This is a genomic window from Pseudoalteromonas sp. SG45-5, assembly GCF_014164085.1.
In the GTDB taxonomy this organism is placed as follows: domain Bacteria; phylum Pseudomonadota; class Gammaproteobacteria; order Enterobacterales; family Alteromonadaceae; genus Pseudoalteromonas; species Pseudoalteromonas aliena.
Genome location: NZ_JACJEM010000069.1, coordinates 1 through 21,240 on the forward strand (window position 1 = coordinate 1; position 21,240 = coordinate 21,240).

The following is a 21,240-nucleotide window of genomic DNA, read 5'->3' on the forward strand; positions in this document are numbered from 1 at the left end:
GACCGCTGACCGCTGACCGCTGACCGCTGACCGCTGACCGCTGACTTTTACCAAATCATCTCTACAAATTCAGGGTGATCGATATATGGGTTACGATTGCCTTGAAATTCAAATGCGGCTTGGTTGCGATCTAATTCCATTTGGCTAACAGGGTCACTGTTGTGCCATTTTAGCAGCATAGCGACAACCCAGCTTTCAAATACTTGATTGTGTGAGCCGTTAAGTACTGCATCGCTAGAAGCTGTTTTAGTTTGCCAAGAGCCAATAATATTTTCGTATCGCGTTGCCATATAAAAATAAGCACGTGCAAAGTCACCTTTAAATTCATCAATAGGCTCAAACACAGTGCCTGAGTAATTTAATGAGCTAACGGCAGAACCTAATTTACTTCCGTTAGTTGATGTAAATGAGGCGCTTGCTACTTCACCAAATGGGAAGTTGCTACGCTTTGAATTTACATAGCCGTCAGTTGCGTAAATATGATGAACATCAGAATTCATCGGTTCAACTTTTCCACCAAACCAACTTTTAGGGAACGAATGCTCACGGTTGTAACAATCCGCCTCACCATTATATGCGCCGCACTGATTTGTAACGGCTGCATAGCTATAGCTGTCAGCACCGTTCGGTTTCTCGCTATACATATCTAAAATACTATTATCGTTTTCAAAATATTTATCACGTGCTGATGAGTCGTAAAAATTCCAGATAGCTGAATAACCCTGTGCATTATGATCTTTGATAATATTGTAAAGTTCAGTTTTTAAGGCATAGCCAGTTAGGCCTTGTGCAGTTACATAATAGCCTGTTGGTGTTGGTGTTGTGCCACCGCCTGTATCACCTAGCTCAAATGTTGTGCTGTCTGTGTTGCTAAAGCTTGCACCGCTGGCGATAGTGTTCTGAGCGTGTACTAATGCATAGTTACCATTACCCATTGAGCAACACATACCATCGCCATAGCTATCACTAATTACAAGTGTATAAGCACCATCGGCTAAACATATTTTTTCATTGTATTGCGTGTTTGATGCGTAACCACTGCCATTGGCAATTGCACTACCTTGGTTATTATTAATAGCCCAGCTTGTCTCGCTGCCGTAATTGTCGGTATTAAATGTTAGGGTCAGGCTATTGTCAGAGCAGCTTGGTGATGCGCCGCCGTCGCTATTAGGTAAAAAATTATCAATGTATACAGTTTCATTCCCATCGAACCCGCTTACATCATAGAAACGTAAACCCACATTAATCGTTTTGCTACTGCTTGCTGTGTAGCTATGGCTAATTTTTTGCCATTGATTTGTTTGCGCTTCGTTTGAGTAGCCTTGGTAGCCATCTATATATAAGCGCGCTTTAACTTTACCTTCTGTATGGTAAACATCAGCCGAAAAATCGTAGGTTTTACCTGCCTCTACAGTAATTTGCTGCAATAAGTCGGTGTTACTTTGTGAGCCCGTTGTTACATTGATAGCAGCAGAGCGATGACCATTTTTAACTGTACTGGTAGAAGGCGATAAGCTAATACCGCTATCTATTGTCGTCCATGATGCTGGTGTATTACCTGACCATTGCTCAAAACCGCCGTTAGTTACATTGGCCATTACCGGAAGTGAGCCAAGTAATAGTGCCGTGCTCAGTAGTTTATTTTTGTATGTCCCGTGTGACATGGGTATTCCTATTTTTTATTTTGAATGTGGAATATACCTTATATTAGTTTGGTTACAAAATTGTTAATTTAAAATGCGATAAAAAGCAATAATGTCTTTCAATCTGTTTTTGAAGGTATTTTTATAAATTAATAACTAAATGGAATATCAAAGCAGATTCTATTCTTTTTTTATCTATGCTGAGCCCGTTATCCTACAGACTCATAAAACCTCAGCAGACATTCTCTGGATGAGGTAAAACTCATTGTTAACAATGCAAAAAGTGTATTGTGATTAATTTTCAGGGTTACGGGGAATCGATTCATGTTGTTAGGTCAACTAAATGCTGCGGCCAGCCCGCTATCGCAAGATCAAGTACAAAAGCTGCAAGGTTTAGTGGCTGAACTTAATCCAATTCAACAAGCGTGGGTAAGTGGTTACTTAGCTGCAAATGCTAATTCGGCTGTGTTAGGTGGGCCAACTGCAGGCACGCCGGCTGCGGGTGATGCTGCAGCGCTAACCATTTTATATGGCTCGCAAACAGGTAACGCAAAAGGCGTGGCAACCAAGATGAAAGAGCAGGCTGAATCACGAGGCCTAGCAGTTAAATTGGTTAGTATGTCGGATTACAAGCCAACAGCCCTGAAAAAAGAAAAATTCTTAACTGTTGTTGTATCTACTTACGGTGAAGGCGAGCCACCTGAAGACGGCGAAACATTGCATGAATTTTTAGCAACTAAAAAAGCGCCAAAGCTAGACGATGTGAAAATAGCCGTTATTGGGTTAGGTGATTCAAGCTATGAATTTTTCTGCCAAACGGCAAAAGACTTTGAAGAGCGCTTAAATAAACTCGGTGCAAAAACTATATATCAACGTGCTGATTTAGATGTAGATTACGAAGATGAAGCCGCAACGTGGATCTCGGGCGCACTTGATGCCTTTGAGCCAGACCTAAAAGCACAGCAAGGCGCAACGACGGGCCAAGCTGGAATAATGCCTTTTGGTGCACCTACCGCTGCTTCAAGCCAGTACACAAAGCAAAATCCATTTGCAGCAGAGCTTTTAACAGTACAAAAAATTACCGGTCGTGACTCAACTAAAGATGTACGCCACGTTGAAATTTCGCTTGAAGGCTCAGACATTACGTACACACCAGGTGATTCATTAGGTGTGTACTTTTTAAATGACGACGTATTAGTTGATGAAGTATTAGAGCTTACTCAAGTTGATGGCGCAAGTATTGTAAAGGTCGGTAATGAAGAACTAAGCGTACGCAGCGCACTTATTGAAAAATTAGAGCTGACGCAGTCATATCCAGGTTTTGTAGAAAAATACGCAACAGCAACAGGTACGCCTGAATTATTAAAGCTTGTGGAAGATAAAGCGGCAATGCGTGCGTATATTGAACCTCGCCAAATATTTGATGTAATTCGCCAAAATCCAGCAAAAATTGATGCGCAAACATTAGTAGATTGCCTACGTAAGCTGCAAGCTCGTTTGTACTCAATTGCATCTAGCCAAGCAGAGGTTGAAGACGAAGTGCATTTAACTCTAGGCTTAGTTGAGTTTGATGCATTTGATAGTGAGCACTTAGGTGGTTGTTCGGGTTACTTAACTCGCCGTGCTGAAGAAGGCTGTAAAGTTAAAGTATTTAGCGAACACAACGATAACTTCCGCCTACCAACTAACGATGATACACCGGTGATCATGGTTGGCCCAGGAACGGGTATTGCGCCATTCCGTGCATTTTTACAAGAACGTGATTCGCGTGAAGCGCAAGGCAAAAACTGGTTGTTTTTTGGTAACCCACATTTCACTCAAGACTTTTTGTACCAAGTTGAAATACAGGGTTATTTAAAATCCGGTCTACTTAACAAAGTAGACGTTGCATTTAGCCGCGATCAGGCCGAAAAAGTATATGTGCAAGATAAGTTACGCAGTAACAGTAAAGAGGTGTTTGAATGGTTAGAGGCTGGTGCTCATTTTTATATTTGTGGCGATGCAAATCGCATGGCAAAAGATGTACACAACGCCTTGGTCGATATCATTAAAGAAAACACAGGCAAGAGCAATGAAGACGCAGAGCAATATTTAAAAGATTTGCGTAGCGCAAACCGCTATCAGAAAGACGTGTATTAATCACGTTTCTTATTTTATTTAACAGCTAGCAGCCGTCACTGTAACAAATTTAGGATTTAAAATGAGCGAACAAGATAAAAACGTAAAACTTTCTGATAACGAACGTTTGAAAAGAGAAAGTAACTTTTTACGTGGCACAATAGCCGAAGATTTAAAAGATGAAATTACCGGTGGCTTTACTGCCGATAATTTTCAGTTAATTCGTTTTCACGGCATGTATCAACAAGATGACCGCGATATACGTGGTGAGCGTGCTAAGCAAAAGCTAGAGCCATTACATAATGTGATGTTACGTGCACGTATGCCTGGCGGTATTATTAAGCCAGAGCAGTGGTTAGCAATCGACAAGTTTGCAGATGACAAAACAAGTTACGGCAGTATTCGTTTAACAACGCGTCAAACGTTTCAATTTCATGGTGTGCTAAAGCCAAATATTAAAGGCATGCACCAAATGCTCGATAGCGTAGGTATAGACTCTATTGCTACAGCGGGCGATGTTAACCGTAACGTGCTTTGTACTACTAACCCCGTTGAGTCTGAGTTACACCAAGAAGCTTATGACTGGGCTGCAAAAATTTCTGAACATTTATTACCAAAAACGAAAGCCTACGCTGAAATTTGGTTAAATGGCGAAAAGGCAGAAACCACAGAAGAGCCAATTTTAGGATCTAACTACTTACCGCGTAAATTTAAAACAACGGTAACCATTCCGCCTAACAACGAAGTTGATGTTCACGCTAACGATTTAAACTTTGTGGCAATTGCTGATAACGGTAAGCTTGTTGGTTTTAACGTATTAGTGGGCGGTGGCCTTGCCATGACGCACGGCGATACAGCAACTTATCCGCGTAAGGCTGATGACTTTGGCTTTATTACCCTAGAAGATACCTTAAAAATTGCAGAGCATGTTGTATCTGTGCAGCGCGATTGGGGTAATCGTTCAAACCGTAAAAATGCAAAAACTAAATACACATTAGACCGTGTTGGCGTTGATGTATTTAAAGCCGAAGTAGAAAAACGCTCAGGCGTTACGTTTGCACCAAGCCGCCCATTTAAGTTTACTCATCGTGGCGATCGTATTGGTTGGGTTGAAGGCATTGATGGTAAGCACCACTTAACGCTATTTATCCAAAGTGGTCGTATTTTAGACTACCCAGGCAAGCCGCTTAAAACTGGTTGTCGTAAAATCGCTGAGGTTCACCAAGGTGATATGCGTATGACGGCAAACCAAAACTTAATTATTGCTGGCGTACCTGCAGATCAAAAAGCCGTGATTGAAGAAATTGCCCGTAGCCATGGCCTAATTGATGACAAAGATTCGCAGCAACGTAAAAACTCTATGGCGTGTGTTTCACTGCCAACGTGCCCACTTGCAATGGCCGAAGCAGAGCGTTACTTACCAAGCCTAGTAGAAAAAACTGAAGCATTACTTGCTAAGCACGGTATACCAGATGACAGCATTATTATGCGGGTTGTAGGTTGCCCGAACGGTTGTGGCCGCGCAATGCTTGCAGAAGCTGGTTTAGTGGGTAAAGGCCCAGGTAAGTACAACGTTTACCTAGGTGGTAATTTAGAAGGCACACGTATTCCTAAGTTGTACCTTGAGAATGTAGGCGAAGATGTTTACCTAGACGCATTCGATAAGCTAATTGGCCAATGGGCAAGCGAGCGAAACGAAGGCGAATGCTTTGGTGACTTTGTGATCCGTAAAGGCATTGTTGCTGAAGTAAAAGTATCAGTAACCGATTTTCACGCTTAATTAAATACCAGCGCTTTGGCGCTGGTGAGGTTTGGAATTTACCATGAGTGAATTTAAAAACATTTTACAGTTAGATAAACAAAGCCAGACGGCTATGTTAGCTGATGCTAATGGTTTACTAGCGAATATGAGCGCAGAACAGCGCGTTGCATGGGCGCTTGATAACTTGCCAGATACGGCTTTTTTATCATCTAGCTTTGGTATTCAAGCGGCAGTAATGCTGCATTTAATGACCTCACAGCGTCCTGATATTCCCGTTGTGTTAACCGATACAGGTTATTTATTTCCTGAAACCTATCAGTTTATTGAACAAATGAGTGAGCGTTTATCACTGAACTTAAAAGTGTATAAAGCGCAGCTTAGCCCTGCATGGCAGGAGGCTAAATTTGGTAAGTTATGGGAGCAAGGCGAAGACGGCATTAAGCAATACAATCAGCTGAATAAAGTGGAGCCGATGACCCGTGCGTTAAAAGAGATTGAGGCAGGTACGTGGTTTAGTGGCCTACGACGCGATCAATCATCTACCCGCGCTGATAAGCAATTTGTAGAAATTAGCCGTGGCACAGTCAAAGTGTACCCGATAATAGAATGGTCTAATCGCGACGTATATCAGTACCTGACTAAGCACGATTTACCTTATCACCCGTTATGGGAGCAAGGTTATGTGTCGATGGGCGATGTACACACTACGCGTAAATTAGAGCCGGGTATGACTGAGGAAGAAACCCGTTTCTTTGGCTTAAATCGTGAGTGTGGGTTACACATTGATGGCGATGGCATTTAACACGGCGCACGTGTAGCTAAATCGTAATTGAAAAACGCAGCATAGGCTGCGTTTTTATTATCTTTAATTAAGGTACAAAAAATTGCCTAATTAGATAATTTTTATTAGACTCATTAGAATAAAGGATTAATTAAAGCAGGAACGCTATGAAATACTTTACCTACTTAGCCATATCAATCATGGTTATTGCTGTCATCTCTTTGTTTTATTTAAAAAAACCTGATGGTCAAACATGGCTTTCTGCATCATTAATTAGCAATGAATCTCAGCAGGTTAAAGAAAAGGTGATTTCGTTATCGAGTAATGCGTTAGATCAGGCTGTGCAAGGCGTAAAGCAAGCCGGGGATCAAATCGTAAATCGCATTTCTGATGAGCCAGCTGCTGCAAATGCAACCTCAAACGGTAAAATCTTTAAATGGCAAGACGAAACAGGCCAATGGCATTTTTCTGATACGCCAAACCCCCACGCAAAAAGCATTGAAGTAACGCTCGACCCTAAAGACGTTACTATTATTGCCGCAGAAGATACCTCTATTTTAAATCGTATACCAAAAACGTTAAATACTTCTAGTGAGCAAGTGATACCCAGTGTTTTTAACCCTGATTCAATTAAAAAGTTATTTCAAGACACTGAAAATGTAAAACAAAAGCTAGAAAAGCGTAATAAAGAAATCAATAATTTAAGCGCGCTTTAATTATTTAGAGCGAGTGCTTTTATGGTTTTTTAAATAATGTTTTTCGGCTTCCATTAACAGTATGGTTAAATATATTTTAGTGGGAAGTGACAGCAGTACGCCTACGGCAATACATGCCGCAGCTATAATTATTCCTTGAATGCCATGATCTACAGTGGCATACCTCGACACAATCAAAGTGTGGCCCGTTACAATAAGGCACAAGCCAAGCACAATTGATATTTTAAGCAGCCTAATTATCATTGTTTGCGACATAGTTACCTCACTAAGAGTTGCCTTAGTGTAGGCACGCTTTAAATGCTTAGCATTGATTTAAGACAACAAACAGCACACATAAAAAAACCCAACTTATTACTAAACTGGGCTTTTAAATGTATTAACTACTGTCTTTGTTAGTCGAGCATATTACGCAGTACGTATTGTAAAATACCGCCGTGTTTGTAGTAATCCCACTCTTTAGGGGTATCAATACGTACATCGGCGCTAAAGCTTACTTTTTTACCTTCGGCATTTGTAGCAATAACGGTTACTTCATCGGTTTTATCATATAAGCCTTCAATATCAAATTGCTCTTGGCCCGTTAACCCTAGCGATTCATAGCTTTCGCCATCTTTAAATTGCAGAGGTAACACACCCATGCCAATTAAGTTAGAGCGATGAATGCGCTCGTAGCTTTGTGCCACAACCGTTTTAACGCCTAGTAAAAGTGATCCTTTGGCCGCCCAGTCACGAGATGAACCCGTACCGTATTCTTTACCCGCTAAAATAATGAGAGGCGTATTATTTTTTTGGTACTCCATAGCTGCATCGTAAATGCTTGCTAAATCGTTTTCTGGTTGTGTACGTGTTACACCGCCCTCAGTACCCGGGGCAAGTAAGTTTTTAAGGCGAACATTAGCAAATGTGCCACGCATCATTACTTCGTGATTACCTCGACGCGAACCGTACGAGTTAAACTGCGCTTTATCTACGCCTTTTTCTTGCAAGTATAAGCCTGCTGGCGCATCTGCTTTAATAGCCCCAGCTGGAGAAATATGGTCAGTAGTCACTGAATCCCCAAGTTTAGCCAAACAGCGTGCACCTTGAATAGTTGGAATACCCGGAGGCTCTACTTTCATGCCATCAAAAAAAGGTGCCTTTTTAATATAGGTTGAGTCATCGTCCCAATCATAAAGCTTGCCATCCGGTATTTGAATTTGCTGCCAGCGGCTATCGCCTTCGTAAACGTTAGCATAGCTTTTTTCAAACATTTCTCTGGTTACGGTTTCTTTAACTAGATCGCTGACTTCTTTAACACTTGGCCAAATATTTTTAAGGTAAATATCGTTCCCGTTAGCATCTTGCGCGAGGGGCTCGTTGTATACGTCGATATCGGTTCTACCGGCAATAGCGTAAGCAACTACTAGCGGAGGGGACGCTAAAAAGTTCATTTTAACATCTTGGTGAATACGCCCTTCAAAATTACGATTACCCGATAAAATAGAGCTAACCACTAATTTATGTTTTTGAATCGCATCTGATATTTCGGTTGCAAGCGGTCCTGAGTTACCTATACAGGTTGTACAGCCATAACCGACTAAGTTAAAGCCTAGACTTTCTAGGTCATCCATCAAGCCCGCTTTTTCTAGATAATCAGTAACTACTTTAGAGCCTGGAGCAAGTGATGTTTTAACCCAAGGTTTTACATTAATGCCTAATTGCTTTGCTTTTTTAGCAACTAGGCCAGCAGCTAAAATTACACTTGGATTAGAGGTGTTGGTACAGCTGGTAATCGCGGCAATAACACAAGCGCCATCGTTTAGCTCAAACTCTTGGCCTTTAAATTTAACTTTAGCGGCGCCCATAAACTGCGCCTCATCAATGGGTTCATCGGGGTTTGTTGTTGGGCCTTCACTTTCAATACGAGCTTGTTCCTCATCACTTTTATCTCGACGGGCCATGCGCTCGTTTTGAAAGCTTTTTAAATGTTCGCCAATAATCTCGCCCGCTTTATTGAGAGCGATTCTGTCTTGTGGGCGTGTAGGACCTGCAAGGCTTGGTACAACGTCATCTAATTTAAGCTCAAGTGTGTCGGTATAATTAGCTTCGTCGCCGTCATTACGCCATAAACCTTGATGTTTAGCGTAATCTTCAATTACTTTTAGGTGTTTTTCGTCACGATTTGTTAAGCGTAAATAATTAATGGTTTCATCATCAATCGGGAAAATACCACAAGTAGCACCGTACTCTGGTGCCATATTCGCTATTGTTGCTCTATCGGCAAGCGGTAGGTCGGCAAGGCCATCGCCGTAAAACTCTACAAATTTACCCACTACGCCATGATTGCGCAGTATCTCAGTTATAGTTAATACCAAATCGGTTGCAGTCGTGCCTTCAGGTAGTCGGCCGCTAAGCTTCATACCCACAACCTGTGGGATGAGTAAACTTATTGGCTGACCAAGCATAGCGGCTTCGGCTTCAATGCCGCCTACACCCCAACCAAGCACACCTAAGCCATTTATCATGGTGGTGTGCGAGTCTGTGCCTACAAGTGTGTCTGGGTAAGCGTATTTTTTGCCATCGCGATCTTCATTAAAAACAACGCGCGCTAGATACTCTAAATTTACTTGATGAACAATACCCGTAGCTGGTGGCACTACTTTTAAATTATCAAAAGCGGTTTGTCCCCAACGTAAAAATTCGTAACGTTCTTTATTTCGGTCGTATTCAAGTTTTGCATTTAAATCAAATGCACCCTCATTACCGTAACCATCTACTTGTACCGAATGGTCAATCACAAGTTCTGCCGGTGATAACGGATTTATTTTTGCAGGATCCCCACCGAGTTTTTCCATTGCGTCACGCATGGCGGCTAAATCAACAATAGCGGGTACGCCAGTAAAATCTTGCATAACAACGCGGGCGGGCGTAAAGGCAACTTCAGATGCAGGCTTTGCTTGAGGATCCCAATTAAGAAGGGCTTGAATATCTTGTTCTTTAATATTTGCGCCATCTTCGTTACGAAGTAGGTTTTCAAGTAATACTTTTAAAGAAAAGGGCAATCGTTTCGCTTTGTCGCCAAGTCCTTTTAGAGAATGAATATGATATTGCTCACCATTTATTGTGAGCTGATGTTGGGTATCGAAACTATTATTCATTATTTGCCCCTTTATGAATTATAAAAAAATTTTGAAGAGTGACCTCTGTAGTACTTGAATAGCAAAGTGCATACCAATGTAAAAAGCCGTCTTTAGAGAACGAATTTTATACCGTTATTATAGTAGAGGTGATGCTGAAAAATTTAATTTCAAGAGATGATTTAAAAGACGAGGTAAGGTCAAAAGTTATTTTGACCTTTATTAATTACTGTAACCAACCTTGTTGCTTAGCTTTAATACTTAAATAAAGTAGAGCAATGGCAATTATGATTACAAAAACAGGCATAAATACAGCACTTGCGCCAAGCAGCTCAATACTGTTTATCACTACAAAGTTATAGTACTGCTGTAGTAAAATAGCACCGAGCGACAGTGCAAAAGTAGGCGTTGCCAGCGCGTTTTTAGTAAGTAGAAACAGACAACCCAAAGTGCTTCCAAGTACAGCTATAGCAAAGGCAATAGTTGACCAAATAGGAACATTAGAGTAGGCAGCTTGTTGATCTAGCGGAAGTCTACCTATCATTTCGGGTGTCATCATCATGTGCATAGCAAATGCAATAACGCCAAGTAAGTTCCATACAAGTGCCGCCCATACAGCGGCTTTAAACCAGGTAGCTGGTGTGTTTTTTGACATGTTATTACCTTGTTTTTATTATTTACAAGGCTATTAAAGAGCAAAAAGGCCAACTATACAAGTTGACCTTTTTATATAAAATGAGGGTTTTTAAATGCTTAACCAAATGAAATAGGACGACGACCTGTTTTATCATCTACTTTTGGTTTTTTAGTTCGCTTTCGCTTATTTTTAGCAGGCTGACTTGTAGGTTGTGGTTCAGCTTTTTTTGGCTCTGGTTGAGTTTGTACCGCAGGTTTTTCTGTAGGGACAGCGTCTTCACTTAGGGACAGTTTAAAAAACTCACCATCAAATTCTAATACATCACCACTGTATAATTTTTTCCGCTTTATTGTACAAATTTCATGGTTAACACCCACATAGCCTTCGGTAATTAGGTTTTTAGCTTGGCCGCCACCTTCAACTAAGTTTAGTACTTTTAATAATTTGCAGAGCTCAATGGGCTCTTCTTCTAATTCTATTTCTATGTATTCTTCGTTCATATTTGATCTCGGTGGGGAACGCACAAGCTCTAGTATAAAGGCTCGCAGCGACTTTTGCACCAAAGCAAATAACTTTAGCCCAGTGCCGTGCATAAATAGTGATGAAAGTTTTTATGTGTTTTTTCTGTCTTTAAAAAAACTGCAGTAATTGAAGAGTAAGCTTTGCTGCAATTAATTTTACGCGTGGCTCGCTAATTGCTAAAGCTCTGGCGAATTTATTAGTTTTCATCAAATGGAGTAGAAAATGGGCGTAAGGTTAGCAATGAAAAAAGAGCTAATGGGCTTAGATAATTCAGATATGTTAACTGCGGATGATGTTAGAGCGCACCTTGCTAATTCTGTAAATAAGCAAACAGAGCAAGATGAGCGCGGTTTTTCTGTCATTTCAAAATTTAATGACACTCACAGCCGCTTAGTCAGTGGAGATGTGATGAGAAAAACACAACTTAAATTTGAACGCCATCGCTTGTTTAATGAAGTTTTATATACTCGACAAAGTGTTGATGAATGGTTAAGTAGCCAAACAAATTAGGTTGCAATTAATGAATACCTCCAATAGACTACAAGTGTAATCAATTGGGGTAACTATGAAAAATGGAATTTTAGTTGGGCTATTGTTAGTGCTTTTAAGTGCCTGTCAACAGCCCACAGTGTATGTTTATACCGAGGCTTTAACGGTCAAGCAAAAACAGCAACTAACAGAAAAGCTGCAAAACCAAACGTTGCCTTTTCAATTTAATGATTTACCAATACCAAAAGAATTTTTGGCCGCAACACTTGCACTCTCCAAAGATAAATTACGCATTACTGAAATTGAGCAACTTGCAAATATAATGCAAGCAATGGGTTACCAGCCGCAAATAAATTATGTGTCGGTAGCAAATCATCATTACAGCAATGGTAATATTGGTTTTTACTTACGAGGTGAGCAAACAGAGCGTCACTTTAAAATGCCTAAATTGATGCGGACAACTGCTTGCAGCAGAGATAAGTATAATGATTTGCAAGCTATATTCTCTCCAAAAGGGCTCGATTTCACCCTACCAAATGGTACGGGTACTCAGTTAACTTGGGAGTACAGTGAAGGTTATTTAGTTATTTATTATCAAAGCACATCCCAGTCATACACGCATACAACCCCTTTAGTGAGTACGCCATTTGGTGAAAAACCTTCAGATACATTTGTGTATAACGCTCAATTAGAAAAACCAGAATGGCTCAATTGCTCACTGCAAATTGTGTATATGGATTAACCGTGATTTTCTATATGCTCACTTAGTTTTGCAATTCGTTCGCTCATGCCCTCGATAATACGGTCTTTAATTTTTTCACGTATAACATTAGGTAAGCGAGTTAATGCTTCAGGGGTTATAGCGAGCACAATAGTGTCGCTTTTAGCACGGGCGCTCGTGCTTCTTTCTCTGTTACCAATAAACGCGCCTTCACCTATAAATTCACCCGGTTGTATAGTACCAAGCTCTAATAAATGATTATGCTTAAATACTAACAATGCACCGCTGAGTACAATGTATAAACGTTTGTCGTTATCAAATTGTTTAAATAAAAATTGCTGCTGACTCACTAAATAGAGCATACCGAACGATTCTAATAATATTTGGCGTTCGTTGAGGGTAAACTCTTTAAAAAAATGCAGTCTGTTTATAATTTCCAATTGTTTGAATAAGGGAATATGTTCAATTAACTTCATCAATAACTCAAATTTATTAATAGTTAACTAATGTTGCGCTCTTTTAACTTTCGGGTCAACGTGTTGCGACCCCAGCCAATTTTTATTGCGGCATCTTGTTTATGGCCAGAACAATTAGCGAGTGCGGTTTTTATTAAGCGAGTTTCTAATTGCGCTTGAATATCGGGCCAAATATTTTCTTTACCTTGCTTGAGCTCATTATTGAGCCACTGCTGAAATGCATCGAGCCAATCGCCTTCTTCCTGTGTTGGTGATGCATCAAGGATCTCAGGTGGTAAATCTTGTTCCGTAACCAATTCTCCAGGCGCCATGACAGTAAGCCATCGGCAGGTGTTTTCTAATTGGCGGACATTGCCAGGCCAGTTAAATAAACAAAGCTGCTCGGTCGCTTTCGAGCTAAGAATTTTACTTTCTACCTGTAAGTCTTTCGCGCTTTTGTGCAAAAAATGCTGTGATAAACGTTCAATATCTTCAGTGCGCTCTCGCAGAGCCGGCAAGCGTAAACGGACAACATTTAACCGATGGAATAAGTCATCTCTAAACTTACCTTGCTTGACTAAGTCTTCAAGGTTTTGATGTGTTGCTGCAATAATACGTACATCTACTTTTATACTCTGGTGTCCGCCAACACGATAAAATTCGCCATCTGCTAGTACGCGCAGTAATCGTGTTTGCACATCAAGTGGCATATCACCAATTTCATCTAAAAACAGTGTACCGCCATTAGCTTGTTCAAAACGGCCTTTACGTACACTATCGGCTCCCGTAAATGCGCCCTTTTCGTGGCCAAATAACTCTGACTCAACAAGTTCCTTTGGAATGGCTGCCATGTTGAGTGCAATAAACTGGTTTTCTTTTCGCGGGCTATGATTATGTAGGGCACTGGCGACGAGCTCTTTACCGGTGCCCGACTCTCCATTAATTAATACGCTCATGCTAGAAGCTGATAGTTTACCTATCGCTCTAAATACTTCTTGCATGGCGGGTGCTTCACCAATAATGTGCGCACTCTTTGGGGGAAGTTGTTTGCGTTTAGTTTTTTTCGTCGAGTTTGCTCTAAATGCACTTTCGACAAGGGCTACGGCATCATTCAAATCAAATGGCTTGGCTAAGTATTCAAATGCTCCTTTTTGAAAAGCATTAACAGCGGAATCTAAATCTGAGTGCGCGGTCATTATAATAACTGGCAACCCAGGGTTTTGCTCTGCTATTAGCTCAAGTAAAGCCATACCGTCCATACCAGGCATTCGCACATCAGATACTAAAACAGTTGGTTGACTAAATTTTAATGCATTTAGCACATCTTGCGCATTAGCAAAACTTTCAACATTAAATCCCGCACGGGTTAGCGCCTTTTCAAGTACAAAGCGAATTGAGGCGTCATCATCTACAAGCCAAACTGTTTTCATGCAAACTCCAAACATTAATCTGCGAAGGGCAGATAGATATTAAATTCAGTATGTCCAGGCCAGCTATCACATTCAATGTAACCACTGTGTTGATCTACAAGTGTTTGAGCAATCGAAAGTCCAAGTCCTGAGCCACCATCTTTGTTGGTGATCATGGGATAGAACAACGTTTCGCGTACACTGGGGTCAATGCCTGGACCGTTATCAGACACTTGAATCAACAAGGCTTTTTTAGGTGCTTTACCAGGACGGCGATGCTGGTGGTTTATACGCGTTTTTATTTTTATTTCACCGCCACCAATGAGCGCCTGCTGAGCATTACGGACAATGTTCAGTATTACTTGTTGTATTTTACTTTGATCAATATATACATCCGGAATGCTAGGGTCATAGTCCTTTACCAGCGTGATATTGGCACAGCTATCAAGCGTACTTAGTCTGACTACTGATTCTAGCGTTTGATGTATATTGCCATAAGATTTTTGCGGAAGCTGGTTTGGCCCTAACAGCCTATCTACCAATTCACACAATCGATCTGTTTGCTCAATTATAAGCTCAGCGCACTGATCTCTTTCCAGTTGATTAACTTCATATTGCAATAACTGCGCCGCTCCACGAATTCCACCTAAAGGATTTTTAATTTCGTGCGCTAAACCACGAATTAAATTACGCGCAGCTTGGTATTGATGCATTTGATTTGAGGCTTGGTCGTGCTTTATTTCATCATCAGTTTGGCGCCATTCAAACAAAATATAAAGCGTACCGTTAAATTTAATTTGCCGTGTGCTGACCGCTATTTTTGCATGGCGTGAATCGCTAAAAACCACGTCAGCTCTGTGTTGCTGGCAATCTACTCCATCAATAAGAGAGTATTGTTCAATACGTTTTAGATCAATCGAATGATAGTTAAATAGGCTATCAAAGGGTTGTTCTAGCAAACGCTTAGTGCCTAAGCCAAGTAGCTCGCTGGTACTGGTGTTGGCATACACAACGGTAAAATTTTTGTCGAGTAGCATGACTGCTGTTGTTTGGTTTTGCCAAATGGCATCGAGTAGCTCAGGGCTAAAATTTTTATTATCAATCATAGTTGCACCATTTTAGTGCGCAGATGTTTGCAGGCAAGTTATTTTATTAAAATGGACTGCTGCGCCTATGTATTACGGTTAAATTTAGTTACCAAGCGCTAAACCTTTTCTGCGCATAAAGAATATACAAGGCTCGCTTAGAGCAATAATTTTATTTTTATTATTAAAAAGTTTTAATTGTAGTGAGTGCTCGCCGCGTTGAACATTTTTAACAGCAAATGTTGAGTCATTGCTAGCAGGACCATTTGCTTTGCCATCAATAAAAAGCTGTATGGTAAAACCACTTTCAAATCGAGGTGTTATTTGACTAGTTACATAAACTGTTCCGGTATTTTCGTGAATTGTTTGGTTATGCTCAGGCGACGAAATAGTAATGTTGAACACTGTTTTTTGGGGTTGAGTTTGCTCGTTTAAAATATCGGTATTTGTTGCTGGCATAGTAAGATTTTGGCTGGTGAGTTTTACCTCTTTAGCGCCAGAGTGTGGGGTGTCTGAAAACACAAGTACGCCGTTTTTATCTTTCCAAACGTATATTTTTGTTTCACCTGCATAACAATAATCACTTAATCCTAAAGCAATTATTAGCAATAAAATATTGTTGTTCACCCAGCAACCCTGCATTTTCACGATAACTTAACTTTAGTGGAGATTGATTAAATTTACCATTAAAAAAGCCCGCTAAGCGGGCTTGAGAACACACATTTTTTAACAGCTAAATTAACAGCTGTAGTACATTTCGAACTCAACTGGGTGAGTTGTCATGTTAAGTTTTTCTACTTCTTTAGACTTAAGACCAATATAAGCATCAATTAAGTCATCAGTGAATACGCCACCTTGCGTTAAGAATTCACGATCTGCGCTAAGTGCATCAAGTGCTTCTTCAAGTGATGCTGCAACAGTTGGAATTTCTGCGGCTTCTTCAGCTGGTAAGTCGTATAAATCTTTATCCATTGCATCGCCAGGGTGGATCTTGTTTTTGATACCATCAAGGCCAGCCATAAGCATTGCAGAGAAAGCAAGGTATGGGTTAGCAGTTGGATCTGGGAAGCGTACTTCAATACGACGACCTTTTTCAGATGGAACTACTGGGATACGAATTGATGCTGAACGGTTACGTGCAGAGTAAGCAAGCATAACAGGCGCTTCAAAGCCTGGTACTAAACGTTTGTACGAGTTAGTAGAAGCATTTGCAAACGCATTGATTGCTTTTGCATGCTTGATAATACCGCCGATGTAGTAAAGTGCATCTTCAGAAAGGCCACCGTACTTGTCGCCTGCGAACAAGTTAACACCGTCTTTAGCTAAAGACTGGTGACAATGCATACCAGAACCGTTATCACCAACAACTGGCTTAGGCATAAACGTGGCTGTTTTACCGTATAAGTGAGCCATGTTGTGGATAACATATTTCATTTCTTGAATTTCATCCGCTTTTAATACCATAGTATTAAAGCGAGTAGCGATTTCGTTTTGACCTGCTGTTGCTACTTCGTGGTGATGTGCTTCAACTACTTGGCCCATCTCTTCTAACACTAGACACGTAGCTGAACGCCAATCTTGGAAATCGTCAACAGGTGCAACAGGAAAATAACCACCTTTAACACCAGGGCGGTGACCTGTGTTGCCATCAGCATATTCTTTATCTGAGTTCCAAGCTGCTTGCTTAGAATCAATTTTGTACATTGAACCCGACATATCTGATTTGTATTTAACATCGTCAAATACGAAAAACTCTGGCTCTGGACCAAACAATACCGTGTCGGCAATACCAGTCGAGCGCATATATTCTTCAGCGCGCTTAGCAACAGAACGCGGGTCGCGCTCATAACCTTGAAGTGTAGAAGGTTCAACTACATCACAACGGACAATTAGTGTTACTTCTTCTGTAAAAGGGTCTAACTTTATAGAATCTGCATCGGGTAATAACACCATGTCTGATTCGTTAATACCCTTCCAACCTGCAATTGAAGAGCCATCAAACATTTTGCCGTCTTCGAAAAAGTCTTCATCAACTTGATGATGAGGAATAGATACATGTTGTTCTTTACCCTTAGTGTCAGTAAAGCGTAAATCAATGAACTTAACGTCATTTTCTTTAATAAAATCTAAAACCGATTGTGACATGTGTCCTCCAATTATTGGATTTTGTTGTTGCTGCATAATTGCTTTGGCGTTTACTAAGCTGATTTTATGCCATTTTTATAACTATATGTTTATAAATTAAAAAAAATAAGTTGTTATAAAATACAGTGTAGTGGCGCACTGTTTTGGTGCGTAAAATATCCATTGTGGTGCAATATTTACACGGTGTGATTTGTTGATAATTTAAACGTTCGAAATTAGCATAACCTAAATGCAAAGGAGTACCAAAAATATCGATAAAATAGCCTAAATAGCTATTTTTCAAAAAATAATCGAAATTTAATTCATATAATTGTCATATATAAAACAGATACTTAGTAAAAGTATTGAGAAAGTTTTCAAATTTATATTGGATAAACTTTCATCCATGTCATTAATGAGGGATAATATGCGCCCTTTTAAATCCTATGCTGGGACATCTCGCGAAAGCGTGGATGAGTGCGTAGATCTTGCAGGATCATTGAGAATTTAATTTCTCTGAGTAAATATATGAGCATCGAAAAGTTAAGAAATATAGCGATTATCGCGCACGTTGACCACGGTAAAACAACTCTGGTTGACAAACTACTTGAGCAATCAGGTACATTAGAAACACGCGGCGGTAACGAAGAGCGCGTGATGGACTCAAACGACATTGAGAAAGAACGTGGTATTACCATTTTGGCTAAAAACACAGCCATTTCTTGGAACGACTACCATATCAATATCGTAGATACCCCAGGACACGCCGATTTCGGTGGTGAAGTTGAACGCGTACTTTCGATGGCTGACTCAGTATTATTACTTGTTGATGCTCAAGAAGGTCCAATGCCACAAACGCGTTTCGTTACGCAAAAAGCATTCGCGCAAGGCTTAAAGCCAATCGTCGTTATCAATAAAATTGATAAGCCAGGCGCTCGTCCAGATTGGGTTATGGATCAAATCTTTGATTTATTCGACAACCTTGGCGCAACTGACGAACAGTTAGACTTTAAAGTAATCTACGCTTCAGCTATTAACGGCTGGGCAACACTAGATTTAGACGAGCCATCAGACAACATGGAACCTATGTTCAAGATGATCGTTGAAGAAGTATCACCGCCGGATGCAGATCCTGAAGGTGACTTCCAAATGCAAATTTCTCAACTAGATTACAACTCTTATGTTGGTGTAGTTGGTATTGGTCGTATCAAACGTGGTTCTGTTGCTCCTAACCAACAAGTTACTATTATCAGTGCTGATGGCACTACACGTAATGGTAAAATTGGCGCAGTACAAAGCTACCTAGGTCTTGAACGTATCGAAACTGATAGAGCTTACGCTGGTAACATCGTAACTGTAACAGGTATTGGTGAGCTTAAGATTTCAGACACAGTTTGTTTCCCAGGAAACGTTGAAGCATTACCACCACTAAGTGTTGATGAGCCAACTGTAACAATGACATTCTCTGTAAATAACTCACCTTTCTGTGGTAAAGAAGGTAAGTTTGTAACGTCACGTAATATCCGTGAGCGTTTAGACAAAGAATTAGTACACAACGTAGCACTTCGCGTTGAAGATACTGCTAGCCCAGATAGCTTCCGTGTTTCTGGTCGTGGTGAATTACACCTAGGTATCTTAATCGAGAACATGCGTCGTGAAGGTTACGAGCTTTCAGTTTCTCGTCCAGAAGTTATCTTACGCACTGTAGATGGCGTTCTAGAAGAACCGTTTGAAACAGTAACTATTGACTGTCAAGACGAGCATCAGGGTTCTGTTATGGAACAAGTTGGCCTACGTAAAGGTGAACTTACTAACATGACGCCAGATGGCAAAGGCCGTATGCGTTTAGACTTCATGATCCCTAGCCGTGGTTTAATTGGTTTCCAAACTGATTTCATGACGCTTACTTCGGGTTCTGGTCTTATGTACCATACGTTCGATCATTACGGTCCTCACAAAGGTGGCGACATCGGTGTTCGTAAGAACGGCGTAATGATTGCAAACGCAACAGGTAAAGCACTTACTAACGCATTATTCAACTTACAAGAACGCGGCCGTTTATTCATCGGTCACGGTGTTGAAGTATACGAAGGTATGGTTATCGGTATTCATAACCGTGATAACGACCTTACAGTTAACGCCCTTAAAGGCAAGCAGTTAACTAACGTACGTGCATCTGGTACAGATGAAGCGCAAACGCTTTCTCCACACCTTAACTACTCACTTGAGCAAGCGCTTGAGTTCATCGATGATGACGAGCTAGTTGAAGTTACTCCACTAAATATTCGTATCCGTAAGAAACACCTTACTGAAAACGAACGTAAACGTGCGGGCCGTGCACCTAAAGCATAATCACCTTATTTAAATAAAGTGATTTTAAAAGCCGCTGTATTGAAAAATACAGCGGCTTTTTTGTGTATGGTGGTTAGTTGGATGAAATAGACTAAAAAGTTTGATTAAAGATATTTTTACTATTAAGAATCTTTAAGTAAAAAGCATAATGCATTTATTGGTATGCTTGGTGAAACGCTGTTATACCATTTTTCAAAATTGAACATGTTGGAAGTGAACTTGAAAGATATAGATATATACGAACTAGCAGGAAATGTACTTTCTTCTATAACTAGCGATCTAAATGAAAGTATTTATTCAGAGCTTAACGGCAAGCTATCGTTAGCGTGGAGTCCGGATCCAAGTGTGAACGCTTGGGCTAAATCTGAGGGAACTATCGATGAGCCCCCTATCCATAAAATATGTATTAACTACGAGCTTGTACGTCAATTATATAGAGATATTGAGGCTTTTTGTGAATATCTAGAAAGTGATCTTGATAAGGGGGCTTTCGACTTTTGGTTTCAAGATTTTGAGCAACCCATAGAAATGTTACCTTCAATATTTACTTCGGAAGCCCATAGAAAAAATACTTTCATAGCTGCGATTACTTGGGTTTTTTTTCATGAGTTGGGGCATTTGAAACAAGAGCATGGGTATATCCGAAGCAAATTCCTTAATTATCAAGTCGACTTGATAAGCGAGTGTAATATTGAAGATTCAAGACTGATAGAAGGCAAAGCTGCTGCAATTTATCATGTAACTGAAATGGCTGCTGACTTTGAAGCTGTAGACACATGTATTTCTGAGTTAATAAGGCATTTCTCTGGCGAAGATTTAAAGGCTGCAATTTACTTATTTGTATGTGGAGTCTCAAGTACGCTCTACCGATTTCATGGTGATAAGTCTCTTATATTGGATAATGTCCCTGGGGGAAGCCATCCAAATCCATTGACTAGGCTGGAAAATATTATTCCTCAAATATATGAGTTTCTGAGTATCTCGGATCTGCATCAACATATAGGGATTGTACTAGATCGTAAAAGGATACTAGGTATTTGTAATCAGGCTGCTACTGCTGCAGGCTTATTCTGGCTTCGTTGTAGAACAGAAAAACCTGAGATTCCAGATAATTACTTTTTAATGGGCAACTTAAATAGAGCTAATGGAAAAGAGTACCTGTGTAAAATAGTTGAAACTTGGGATGGTAATCCCCCCATTTTTAATGGAGGCTATCTGTAGAATTTCCGTTGTTTAACTTTTCCAGTTTTTGTATGGGTGTTATCCCACCTATGCCCATGTTAGGGCGTTCATTATTATAAGTCCATAAC

General features: G+C 40.4%; 18 protein-coding genes. 8 read left to right on the top strand and 10 right to left on the bottom strand.

All coding sequences use genetic code 11. The annotated features are described in order from the left end of the window. Nucleotides 1–47: 47 nt before the first annotated feature. On the bottom strand, nucleotides 48–1,664 hold the full coding sequence (locus H5119_RS17870) for an endonuclease (RefSeq protein WP_182703182.1): 1,617 nt from the start codon (nucleotides 1,662–1,664) through the stop codon (nucleotides 48–50). Nucleotides 1,665–1,967: 303 nt separating this feature from the next. Between H5119_RS17870 and H5119_RS17875 the strand changes: the two genes are divergently transcribed. The 4 genes from H5119_RS17875 (at nucleotide 1,968) to H5119_RS17890 (ending at nucleotide 7,020) form a co-directional block, all read left to right on the top strand. After that, nucleotides 1,968–3,782, top strand: a complete 1,815-nt coding sequence (locus H5119_RS17875; RefSeq protein ID WP_182703183.1) for an assimilatory sulfite reductase (NADPH) flavoprotein subunit — start codon at nucleotides 1,968–1,970, stop codon at nucleotides 3,780–3,782. Between the two features lie 61 nt (nucleotides 3,783–3,843). Further along, nucleotides 3,844–5,541 carry an assimilatory sulfite reductase (NADPH) hemoprotein subunit gene (gene cysI / locus H5119_RS17880; protein WP_182703184.1) on the top strand — a complete coding sequence of 566 codons (1,698 nt, stop codon included), beginning with the start codon at nucleotides 3,844–3,846 and terminating at the stop codon, nucleotides 5,539–5,541. A gap of 43 nt (nucleotides 5,542–5,584) precedes the next feature. After that, nucleotides 5,585–6,325 (top strand): phosphoadenylyl-sulfate reductase, encoded by a 741-nt coding sequence (locus H5119_RS17885; RefSeq protein WP_077536684.1) that lies wholly within the window; start codon nucleotides 5,585–5,587, stop codon nucleotides 6,323–6,325. 146 nt (nucleotides 6,326–6,471) lie between these two features. Then, complete coding sequence (locus tag H5119_RS17890; protein ID WP_138585690.1) at nucleotides 6,472–7,020, top strand: DUF4124 domain-containing protein; 549 nt, start codon at nucleotides 6,472–6,474, stop codon at nucleotides 7,018–7,020. Here the strand turns inward: H5119_RS17890 and H5119_RS17895 are convergent, their stop codons facing one another. From H5119_RS17895 to H5119_RS17910, 4 genes are all read right to left on the bottom strand, one after another. Beyond that, nucleotides 7,021–7,275: a hypothetical protein gene (locus tag H5119_RS17895; protein WP_182703185.1), complete on the bottom strand. Its 255-nt coding sequence runs from the start codon at nucleotides 7,273–7,275 to the stop codon at nucleotides 7,021–7,023. It abuts the gene before it with no gap. A 137-nt stretch (nucleotides 7,276–7,412) separates the two neighbouring features. Next, complete coding sequence (acnA, locus tag H5119_RS17900) at nucleotides 7,413–10,157, bottom strand: aconitate hydratase AcnA (RefSeq protein ID WP_182703186.1); 2,745 nt, start codon at nucleotides 10,155–10,157, stop codon at nucleotides 7,413–7,415. A gap of 205 nt (nucleotides 10,158–10,362) precedes the next feature. Further along, complete coding sequence (locus H5119_RS17905) at nucleotides 10,363–10,791, bottom strand: hypothetical protein (RefSeq protein ID WP_182703187.1); 429 nt, start codon at nucleotides 10,789–10,791, stop codon at nucleotides 10,363–10,365. Between the two features lie 98 nt (nucleotides 10,792–10,889). After that, on the bottom strand, nucleotides 10,890–11,273 hold the full coding sequence (locus H5119_RS17910) for an RNA-binding S4 domain-containing protein (protein WP_182703188.1): 384 nt from the start codon (nucleotides 11,271–11,273) through the stop codon (nucleotides 10,890–10,892). 244 nt (nucleotides 11,274–11,517) lie between these two features. Between H5119_RS17910 and H5119_RS17915 the strand changes: the two genes are divergently transcribed. Together H5119_RS17915 and H5119_RS17920 are read left to right on the top strand one after the other, a co-directional pair. After that, nucleotides 11,518–11,805 (top strand): hypothetical protein, encoded by a 288-nt coding sequence (locus H5119_RS17915; RefSeq protein WP_182703189.1) that lies wholly within the window; start codon nucleotides 11,518–11,520, stop codon nucleotides 11,803–11,805. A gap of 55 nt (nucleotides 11,806–11,860) precedes the next feature. After that, a complete protein-coding gene (locus H5119_RS17920) occupies nucleotides 11,861–12,526 on the top strand; it encodes a hypothetical protein (protein ID WP_182703190.1) in 666 nt (221 codons plus the stop codon). On the opposite strand, the gene H5119_RS17925 is transcribed toward H5119_RS17920, so the two are convergent. The 5 genes from H5119_RS17925 to glnA all read right to left on the bottom strand — a co-directional run bounded on the left by H5119_RS17925 (nucleotide 12,523) and on the right by glnA (nucleotide 17,599). Further along, complete coding sequence (locus H5119_RS17925; RefSeq protein WP_077536692.1) at nucleotides 12,523–12,981, bottom strand: cyclic nucleotide-binding domain-containing protein; 459 nt, start codon at nucleotides 12,979–12,981, stop codon at nucleotides 12,523–12,525. The two genes, H5119_RS17920 and H5119_RS17925, sit on opposite strands and share 4 nt — an antisense overlap. 23 nt (nucleotides 12,982–13,004) lie before the next feature. Then, nucleotides 13,005–14,390 carry a nitrogen regulation protein NR(I) gene (gene glnG / locus H5119_RS17930; RefSeq protein WP_138585681.1) on the bottom strand — a complete coding sequence of 462 codons (1,386 nt, stop codon included), beginning with the start codon at nucleotides 14,388–14,390 and terminating at the stop codon, nucleotides 13,005–13,007. A gap of 14 nt (nucleotides 14,391–14,404) precedes the next feature. Then, nucleotides 14,405–15,475 (bottom strand): nitrogen regulation protein NR(II), encoded by a 1,071-nt coding sequence (glnL, locus tag H5119_RS17935; protein WP_138585680.1) that lies wholly within the window; start codon nucleotides 15,473–15,475, stop codon nucleotides 14,405–14,407. Between the two features lie 84 nt (nucleotides 15,476–15,559). Continuing rightward, complete coding sequence (locus H5119_RS17940; protein WP_182703191.1) at nucleotides 15,560–16,081, bottom strand: DUF4124 domain-containing protein; 522 nt, start codon at nucleotides 16,079–16,081, stop codon at nucleotides 15,560–15,562. A 111-nt stretch (nucleotides 16,082–16,192) separates the two neighbouring features. Then, nucleotides 16,193–17,599: a glutamate--ammonia ligase gene (gene glnA, locus H5119_RS17945; protein WP_077538922.1), complete on the bottom strand. Its 1,407-nt coding sequence runs from the start codon at nucleotides 17,597–17,599 to the stop codon at nucleotides 16,193–16,195. Between the two features lie 507 nt (nucleotides 17,600–18,106). Here glnA and typA point away from each other — a divergent pair. After that, nucleotides 18,107–19,930: a translational GTPase TypA gene (gene typA, locus H5119_RS17950; RefSeq protein ID WP_138585678.1), complete on the top strand. Its 1,824-nt coding sequence runs from the start codon at nucleotides 18,107–18,109 to the stop codon at nucleotides 19,928–19,930. 162 nt (nucleotides 19,931–20,092) lie between these two features. Beyond that, entirely contained in the window at nucleotides 20,093–21,151 is a 1,059-nt protein-coding gene (locus H5119_RS17955; protein ID WP_182703192.1) for a hypothetical protein, read from the top strand. Nucleotides 21,152–21,240: the final 89 nt, after the last annotated feature.

Bases quoted from the DNA above. Each gene is read 5' to 3' on its own strand.
- typA (WP_138585678.1), top strand. From the start codon at position 18,107: ATGAGCATCGAAAAGTTAAGAAATATAGCGATTATCGCGCACGTTGAC.
- glnA (WP_077538922.1), bottom strand. From the start codon at position 17,599: ATGTCACAATCGGTTTTAGATTTTATTAAAGAAAATGACGTTAAGTTC.
- H5119_RS17895 (WP_182703185.1), bottom strand. From the start codon at position 7,275: ATGTCGCAAACAATGATAATTAGGCTGCTTAAAATATCAATTGTGCTT.
- H5119_RS17910 (WP_182703188.1), bottom strand. From the start codon at position 11,273: ATGAACGAAGAATACATAGAAATAGAATTAGAAGAAGAGCCCATTGAG.
- H5119_RS17875 (WP_182703183.1), top strand. From the start codon at position 1,968: ATGTTGTTAGGTCAACTAAATGCTGCGGCCAGCCCGCTATCGCAAGAT.
- H5119_RS17955 (WP_182703192.1), top strand. From the start codon at position 20,093: ATGCTTGGTGAAACGCTGTTATACCATTTTTCAAAATTGAACATGTTG.
- H5119_RS17870 (WP_182703182.1), bottom strand. From the start codon at position 1,664: ATGTCACACGGGACATACAAAAATAAACTACTGAGCACGGCACTATTA.
- glnG (WP_138585681.1), bottom strand. From the start codon at position 14,390: ATGAAAACAGTTTGGCTTGTAGATGATGACGCCTCAATTCGCTTTGTA.
- H5119_RS17890 (WP_138585690.1), top strand. From the start codon at position 6,472: ATGAAATACTTTACCTACTTAGCCATATCAATCATGGTTATTGCTGTC.
- H5119_RS17905 (WP_182703187.1), bottom strand. From the start codon at position 10,791: ATGTCAAAAAACACACCAGCTACCTGGTTTAAAGCCGCTGTATGGGCG.
- H5119_RS17920 (WP_182703190.1), top strand. From the start codon at position 11,861: ATGAAAAATGGAATTTTAGTTGGGCTATTGTTAGTGCTTTTAAGTGCC.
- H5119_RS17915 (WP_182703189.1), top strand. From the start codon at position 11,518: ATGGGCGTAAGGTTAGCAATGAAAAAAGAGCTAATGGGCTTAGATAAT.
- acnA (WP_182703186.1), bottom strand. From the start codon at position 10,157: ATGAATAATAGTTTCGATACCCAACATCAGCTCACAATAAATGGTGAG.
- H5119_RS17925 (WP_077536692.1), bottom strand. From the start codon at position 12,981: ATGAAGTTAATTGAACATATTCCCTTATTCAAACAATTGGAAATTATA.
- cysI (WP_182703184.1), top strand. From the start codon at position 3,844: ATGAGCGAACAAGATAAAAACGTAAAACTTTCTGATAACGAACGTTTG.
- H5119_RS17885 (WP_077536684.1), top strand. From the start codon at position 5,585: ATGAGTGAATTTAAAAACATTTTACAGTTAGATAAACAAAGCCAGACG.
- glnL (WP_138585680.1), bottom strand. From the start codon at position 15,475: ATGATTGATAATAAAAATTTTAGCCCTGAGCTACTCGATGCCATTTGG.